Genomic DNA, 7,558 nt, shown 5'->3' with positions numbered 1-7,558 from the left:
TTTACATTTTCAGGAGTCGAGGCGCACGCATGGCAAGACGCGAGGAGGGCGAATAGCAAGCTATTTAACCGACGAGCAACGCAGCCAGGCGGGAGGGATCGGCGCATCAAAATGTGAAGTTATTTTTGAGCGAGCCCTTAGTCCCGGAGAGATGTCCGAGCTGGCTGAAGGAGCACGACTGGAAATCGTGTGTACTGCCAAAAGCGGTACCGAGGGTTCGAATCCCTCTCTCTCCGCCACGTTAACCGTTCACGGGTTCAGGGTTCAGGGTCAACCCTGAACCGTTGAACTTGCGAATGCTTACAAAATCTCTTTGAAAAACTTAAACTGAAATATGTCCTATCTGGTACTCGCACGAAGATATCGGCCACAGTCCTTTGAAGAGGTAGTCGGCCAAGATCACGTTACGCAAACACTCGAAAACGCTATCAGATCTGACAGGGTAGCCCATGCCCTTTTGTTTGCCGGCCCCAGGGGTGTGGGCAAGACCTCTGTTGCACGGATTATGGCTAAGGCCATGAACTGTGACCGCGGCCCCACACCATCTCCATGCAACGTCTGCCAGTCCTGCAAGGAAATCACCGAGGGTGTGGCCCTTGACGTGTTTGAGATTGACGGCGCCTCTAATCGGGGAATCGATGAGATTCGCGAGCTCCGAGACAACATTAAATACATGCCCAGTCGTGGTCGATTCAAGATCTACATTATCGATGAAGTCCACATGCTCACGGCCCCGGCATTTAACGCCCTTCTTAAGACTCTGGAGGAGCCGCCCTCCCACGTCCTTTTTTTCTTTGCAACCACCGAAGCCCACAAAATCCCCATCACTATCCTCTCGCGATGCCAGAGGCATAACTTCAGGCGCCTGTCTCTTGAAGAAATCGTAAAATACCTGGAGCGTCTCTGTAGAGACTTGTCATTTAAAATCAGCAAGGATGGCCTTCGTCTCCTAACCCGTGAGGCCGGCGGAAGTATGCGTGACGCCTTAAGCCTTCTTGATCAGGTCATGGCCTATTCGGGCAGCGAGGTTAGCGACATCGAGATATTGGACAGTCTGGGCGCCATAGACCGAAAGGCGCTTTTTGATCTCTCGGCCGCCTTGCTCGCGGGCGATGTGCCAGTGGCCCTTAATTTACTTGACGAGCTTTACAATCATGGCCACGACCTGAAGCGTGTCTACATGCAGATGCTGGAACATTTCAGGCACCTACTCGTAGTCAAGATGGGCGATGGCCGGCATCCTCTGGTCGATGCCCCTGCGCATGAAATGTCACTCATGAAACAACAGGTGAAAGACGTCTCTTTGGAGTCGGTTAACCAGATCTTTGCCATGTTGTTCGAAGCAGAGGTCGGCATCAGGCTTTCAGCCCAGCCGAAACTGGCCTTGGAGGCGCTTTTCATCAAACTTGCCCAATTCAAGAATGTCTTCTCCCTTGATCAAATAATAGATAAGCTCGACCGAGTCGCCAAAAGGCTGGGAGAAAGCTACGCTCCGTTTGAGCAAAAGGAGTCAGTTCAAACACCCAAGCAGGAGAGTGTCGGGATTTCGGGTAAGATAGAACACGGAGATGTAACGCCACGATATTCTGAAAACCTTGAACAGACCTGGCAACAACTGCTTTCCATCTTCAATGAACGGTGCCAGTCTCTGGTTCCCAGCTTTGAAAAGGCTATGTTGACCAGGGTTGGTGAAGATTTCCTGGAAATCACAGTGCGAGGAAACTCCTTTTATCTGGCACGACTCCGTGACGAAAAGAGCATCGCCACTATCCAGGAAGTCTGCAGCCAGTTCTTTAATCGGAACATGATGATCAAGATTGAGGAGGCAAGAGACAGGATACCCCAAAACAACCAGCTCAAAGACAAGGAAACTGACAGAACAAAACGCCAAAAGAAGGAAGCTCTGAGTCATCCTGTTGTGACAGATGCCCTGGAGGTCTTTCAGGGCAGGGTCGTGGATGTAAAAATTTTGTAACGGGGGGAAAAATGGCAAAAGGTATGGGCAATATGTTAAAGCAAGCACAAAAACTCCAGTCCCAAATCTTCAAACTCCAGGAGGAGATGGCTGACAAAACAGTTGAGACATCAGTCGGTGGCGGCATGGTAAGAGTCACTGCCAATGGCAAACAGCAACTGGTATCCATCAAGATCGACCCTGAGGTTGTGGATTCCGATGATGTGCAAATGCTTGAGGATCTGATTGTAGCCGGGGTCAATGATGCCTTGAAAAAAGCCCAAGACATGGTATCTGAAGAAATGACGAAGTTGACCGGCGGCTTTAAGGTTCCTGGTCTTACGTAAGGTCTGGTAACACATGGAGTTTTATCCACCATCCCTTGTCCGGCTGATCAAACATCTCTCAAGACTTCCTGGTATTGGCGAAAAGACTGCCACCCGTCTTGCTCTCCATATCCTGCGATCACGCCATGAGGAGGCCAAAGGGCTGTCACAAAGCATCCTTGAAGTCAAGGACAAGGTAAGGCTTTGCTCCAAGTGCTTTGGCCTTGCAGATACGGATCCTTGCTCGCTTTGCGTAAATCCGAATCGGGATCATTCAATTGTGTGCGTCGTTGAACAGCCCAGCGACTTAGTGGCAGTTGAAAAGACAGGGGCCTTTAGGGGCCTCTACCATGTGCTCCATGGCGCCCTGTCTCCGATGAACGGCATCGGACCAAATGACCTGAAAATCAAGGAACTTGCTGCGCGGGTTGCGCAAGGCGAAATACAAGAACTCATCCTTGCCACCAATACAAATGTGGAAGGTGAGTCCACTGCGTCATACTTGAATGAACTCCTCAAGGCATACCCTGTGCGCGTGACACGAATAGCCTCAGGTGTTCCCATGGGAAGTGACTTGAAGTATCTGGACGACGTCACCATAAAGCGAGCCATGGAAAGGAGGCAGGATCTTCAAGTTGGCTAAGCCTTCGGACTTCTTTGAGTGTCAAATGTGTGGCGAATGTTGCAAGGGCTACGGTGGCGCCTTTGTAAATGAACAAGAAATCAAAGCCATTTCCCAATATCTGCATATAGAGCCAGAGTCCTTTCTCAAAGATTATTGCCAGTGGTCCGGGGGGCGGCCTTTGATCAGGGTCTCCGAGTCAGGCTACTGTGTCTTCTGGAAGGAAGTCTGCACGATTCACGAAGTCAAACCTCGCATGTGTAAGCTCTGGCCCTTCATTCAAAGCATCCTGGTAGATCCCACAAACTGGCATGCTATGGGGTCGATGTGTCCAGGCATTCGCACAGATGTCACCCTGGAAGATCTTATCAACTGTGTGAAGCAAGTACTGGCAGAGTATGAAAGCTCAAGGCTCAAAGTATGATGGAATATTTCCTAATTGATTTCAGCTTTGAGCTTTCAGCTTCAGTAAAGGAGACACTCGCTTGATCGGTGTATTTGATTCCGGCATTGGTGGTCTTACAGTGGTCAGGGCTCTGAGGCAGTGCCTTCCGGAATATGATATTTTGTATTTCGGTGACACTGCCCGTACGCCCTACGGCACGAAAAGCCCTCATACCGTCATTCAATACGCTATCGAGGATGCAGAAATGCTCCTCGACAGGGGCGCCCGTATCCTCGTGGTAGGTTGTAACACTGCATCCAGCGTTGCCACGGATGCCTTGAGGGAACGCTTCGACGTTCCTATTTTTGAGGTCATATCCCCTGCGGTCCACAAGGCGGTCTCCCACCAAAAAGGACGGCGGGTCGGAGTCATTGGAACGAGGGCAACGGTTAATAGCGGCGTGTATCAGGATAAGATCAGGGCCTTGCGCCCGGACATGGAGGTTTATGCCGCTGCATGCCCCCTGCTTGTGCCCCTGGTGGAGGAAGGGTGGCTGAAAAAGGGAGAGACCAGGCGAATCGTCAAGAAATACTTGCACCCTCTTAAGGTCAAGCAGATTGACGTGCTGATCCTGGGCTGTACGCACTATCCCCTTCTAAAAGAAATCATACAGGCAAAAATCGGCAAGCGAGTGAAGATTATTGACTCTTCAGAGGAGTTATCTCGTTCGGTCAAAGACTTCCTACTCGACAATACGCCCATTGCAAGCACCCTGGAAAAAAAGGGGGGGCATCAGTTTTTTGTCTCGGATGTGACGGAACACATGCAAAAACTGGCCAGGAAGATCCTTAAGAGCGTTGGGAAATTGGAACTCATTAAAGTGAGCGCTCCATAGTCTGCGTTCTTTTCGTCTGGCGGTTAGATATTAACTTTTTCTCACAGCTAGGCGTTCACGGGTTCAGCGTTCAGATTTTCGGTGAACCCTGAGCCCTTGAACCTCTGAACTGTTACTCTCGCAGAAAGGATAGGAAACACAGATGCGAAAAGAAATCCAGCTCTCGGTGTTCTTGAGAAATGTCCCGGGCGAACTTGGTCGATTTGCGGAATTGATGGCAGCGTCGGATGTCAACATCCTGGCCATGTTTATCCAAAATGCTGCTGACTACATACAGGAAATGTTTGAGGCCCGCGGAAAAGCAATCAAGAGAACTGCCTCTGCAGCAAGTTATGGCTCAGTGATCAAGGAGGCAACACAATACTCGCTCATACGGGTGATGGTAGATCAGACCGACAAGGCCTTGGATGCCCTGAACCAAGCCGGATACTGGGTAAACACCTCAGATGTTCTTGTCATGAGACTGCAAAACAGACCGGGTATGCTGGCTGATATCTCCAAAAAACTCGGGGCTGCCGACGTAAATATCAACTATGTCTATGGCTCTGGAGCCCCGGACGCGGAAACGGCAATATATGTGTTCAACGTCCCGGATGCGGACCAGGCCCTAAAATCCCTTTAAGCAGGGGAATATGCCTGTCCAATTGCCACGAAGAGAGGTCCTGAGCCGACTGGCAGGGTGGTTGATGACGTTGTCTTTCACGGCCATTTGTCCCTTCAGTAGCGCCAGAGCCAAGATGCTCGGCGGTAAGTTCCACAAGGAGGTCTCCGTGAAATTGCCGGAACCGATAATAGAAGGAAGGATTTCCCTGCAAAGAACGATTAATAATCGCAGAACCATTAGATCTTTCACGTCAAAACCCCTGACTCTTGAACAATTCTCTCAACTCCTGTGGGCCGCTCAGGGAATTACCGGTGACAGGGGTTTAAAGAGGGCCGCTCCTTCGGCAGGGGCCTTGTATCCCATGGACATATATGCCGTTGTGGGAACAGATGGCATAGAAGGGGTCAAAAAAGGGCTCAAAGCAGGGATCTATCATTATAAGCCCTCGGATCATGCCGTTTTCTTGGTGTCGGAAGGAGATCTCAGACAGGCAGTGGCTAAGGCATCACTATCGCAGATGTGGATGGCCCAAGCGCCGTTGAATTTTGTCGTCACCGCAGACTACTACCGGATCACTGTCAAGTATGGCCAACGGGGTATGAGATACGCCATGATTGAGGCAGGCCACATCGGCCAGAACATCTTTCTCCAGGCAGAGGCCCTGAATTTGGGGGCAGGGATAGTGGGAGCCTTTAATGATGAAGACGTGATTCGGATCACGAAAATACCTCGGTCCCATGAACCACTCCTCATTATGCCTTTGGGTCACAAGGGGTAATGCAGAGCTCTTTTGAACGCTGGAACTCCTGTCTCCTCCGTGCCTACTTCCCAGTCAGGTGATCAAGGATGTTTCGAAAGGCAGTGACGATTTCGTCCACTTCTCGTTCTCTGATTCTGTGATAACAAACGGCAGCCGTGGCAAGAATTACGCTTGTTTGTAGAATCAGCAATGCCGGGGAGAACAGATGGACCAATGTGATGAGAAGAAGAACAACCGTTGTAACGACCATGGGTTTCTTACCGAATTTGCTGGCCGCATAGATCATGACTGAAAAAAGGACCTGACATAGAATGACCCGTGGTGTAAGCATCATATTTGATCCATTCTATAATAAATTCATGGGTGACTCTGCAGTGACCTTGTCAGCGAAGTCTTTGATCATGGTAGGAAATATCATATATCGACATAGCACTCAAGCATCTTAAATTGTATTGTTGTCCACCTATGGAATTTGTCTCGGCGGTTGATAAACGCCATAAGAGGCCAGGTGTCCAAAATGACTCGTCGCAATCGAAAGGCTCAATTGACGGGGTGAGACACTGATATGACAGAAGTAGCCGGGAAAGCGGTTCTTTGAGTGAAAATCTACAGATGAGAGTTATACCCGGAGAATCCTGATCCTCTGGTCGCAGAATGGTGGAATCTAGACTCTTTCTGGAATGCGGTGTGATTGCAGTGATCGACACTTTTGGACTAAAAACCACGACCACTACATGTGGGAAAAAAGGCAGGACCAAAGCCCTGCCCGTACCCTTTGACAATTGAATAGCGTTACTTCTTGAGCTTCTTTCTGATGGCGGCAAGACCAACAAGGCCAGAGCCAAGGAGCCAGACTGCGCCTGGGATGGGGATTTGCGCCGTTTCAAGAGTTAACAACATGTAATCTACACCGGTTTCATCATCAACATCAACATTGAGAAATCCAAATTGGTTGATGAATGGTATGATGTTCATGGTTCCACCGTCAACAAGTGGTAATTCAGACAAATCTAACGTAAAAATACTAAAATCACCAGGAGACCATTTAGTACTCTGTAGGAGCCCTGGATCTGGTGTTTGATCAGTAGAACCACAGTCTCCAACTTCATATGGTCCGAAACGCCTACCGAATACTGCAAAATCAGACGTGTTGGTTCGATCAAATGTTAACAGCGTTATGTTGTCTGTAGATAAACTATATTGAACTGCGTCTTGGGTGCCCGCCTTAACACTAACCTCAAGAGACCCCCCAATAATATCGTCTGGTAAACTGGTAAACGTATGCATAACCTTAGTATCATAGTCACCGTCTATGCCAGGTATTAAATCAAAATCCTGGTGTGCTGGATCCCCCATAACACTGAGAACCTGAGGGTCTGGTATTGCCGGGTCGGCAGGTGCTGCGAAATTATCAATCAGACCAGCTTGAAAAACGACAGTTGCTGCGTTGGCAGGAACAGCAATAAGCAAAAATAGTAATACGACCGATACGCTCTTAAATGTGGCCGGCATGATAAACCCCCTTTCACCCTTGGACCTCAAATGGTGCGTAGTCAAACAATGGCGGATGGATGCTTGATGTCCTCCAGTGACATCAAGCCAATTTGCTCTCTATGCTATCGGAAATGAAAAGTCAACCCAAAAACGACATTTTTTCCAAAAATTTAAGAGCATTACGAGCAGGTGGTATTAAATTAACGCAACAGAAAGGGATGCCTAGATGGGAGTCAACAAAAGGAAGAATAAGGCACAACATGTGGGGGGCCAGCTCAGTTAGGCTGGATTATCATTTCTTGCCACGTTATACATTTTATCGCCTGATTTCATTATAGATATCTAACCATCCCCCGCCTCGAACTACAGAAGCCCTAGTCAGATATCTGACTGCATCCTGCATATAAGGTCTTTTTATTCGCCTTCGCCGAAATACCCTGCAGCGCACCGTCGCCCAAGCTATGGCGCGTCGGCGACTTGCTGCAGGGATGACACGCGGCGCAAGCGCCTGCGCTGCG

Annotated in this window: 9 protein-coding genes and 1 tRNA gene; 8 read left to right on the top strand and 2 right to left on the bottom strand. The window is 49.3% G+C overall.

Annotated elements, in window-relative coordinates; translation table 11 throughout:
* Positions 1-145: 145 nt before the first annotated feature.
* The 8 genes from JW883_10760 to JW883_10725 all read left to right on the top strand — a co-directional run bounded on the left by JW883_10760 (position 146) and on the right by JW883_10725 (position 5,564).
* Positions 146-239 (top strand) — tRNA-Ser (locus tag JW883_10760).
* Positions 240-334: 95 nt separating this feature from the next.
* Positions 335-1,975, top strand: a complete 1,641-nt coding sequence (gene dnaX, locus JW883_10755; GenBank protein MBN1842746.1) for a DNA polymerase III subunit gamma/tau — start codon at positions 335-337, stop codon at positions 1,973-1,975.
* Positions 1,976-1,986: 11 nt separating this feature from the next.
* Complete coding sequence (locus tag JW883_10750) at positions 1,987-2,301, top strand: YbaB/EbfC family nucleoid-associated protein (protein ID MBN1842745.1); 315 nt, start codon at positions 1,987-1,989, stop codon at positions 2,299-2,301.
* A 13-nt stretch (positions 2,302-2,314) separates the two neighbouring features.
* Positions 2,315-2,923, top strand: coding sequence for a recombination protein RecR (gene recR, locus JW883_10745; protein MBN1842744.1), 609 nt, complete (start codon positions 2,315-2,317; stop codon positions 2,921-2,923).
* A complete protein-coding gene (locus JW883_10740) occupies positions 2,916-3,326 on the top strand; it encodes a YkgJ family cysteine cluster protein (GenBank protein MBN1842743.1) in 411 nt (136 codons plus the stop codon). Before recR ends, JW883_10740 begins: the two co-directional genes overlap by 8 nt.
* 61 nt (positions 3,327-3,387) lie before the next feature.
* Positions 3,388-4,182 carry a glutamate racemase gene (locus tag JW883_10735; GenBank protein MBN1842742.1) on the top strand — a complete coding sequence of 265 codons (795 nt, stop codon included), beginning with the start codon at positions 3,388-3,390 and terminating at the stop codon, positions 4,180-4,182.
* Between the two features lie 142 nt (positions 4,183-4,324).
* Positions 4,325-4,804: an ACT domain-containing protein gene (locus JW883_10730; GenBank protein ID MBN1842741.1), complete on the top strand. Its 480-nt coding sequence runs from the start codon at positions 4,325-4,327 to the stop codon at positions 4,802-4,804.
* A gap of 115 nt (positions 4,805-4,919) precedes the next feature.
* Positions 4,920-5,564: a SagB/ThcOx family dehydrogenase gene (locus tag JW883_10725; protein MBN1842740.1), complete on the top strand. Its 645-nt coding sequence runs from the start codon at positions 4,920-4,922 to the stop codon at positions 5,562-5,564.
* 43 nt (positions 5,565-5,607) lie between these two features.
* On the opposite strand, the gene JW883_10720 is transcribed toward JW883_10725, so the two are convergent.
* Both JW883_10720 and JW883_10715 read right to left on the bottom strand, forming a co-directional pair.
* The gene (locus JW883_10720) at positions 5,608-5,880 is read right to left on the bottom strand and encodes a hypothetical protein (protein ID MBN1842739.1); all 273 of its coding nucleotides are present in this window, start codon (positions 5,878-5,880) and stop codon (positions 5,608-5,610) included.
* 458 nt (positions 5,881-6,338) lie between these two features.
* Complete coding sequence (locus JW883_10715; GenBank protein MBN1842738.1) at positions 6,339-7,058, bottom strand: VPLPA-CTERM sorting domain-containing protein; 720 nt, start codon at positions 7,056-7,058, stop codon at positions 6,339-6,341.
* Positions 7,059-7,558: the final 500 nt, after the last annotated feature.

This window comes from Deltaproteobacteria bacterium, from assembly GCA_016930875.1.
In the GTDB taxonomy this organism is placed as follows: Bacteria; Desulfobacterota; Desulfobacteria; order Desulfobacterales.
The sequence above is the reverse complement of the archived record's forward strand: the minus strand, read 5'-3'. Positions and strand labels throughout refer to the sequence as shown.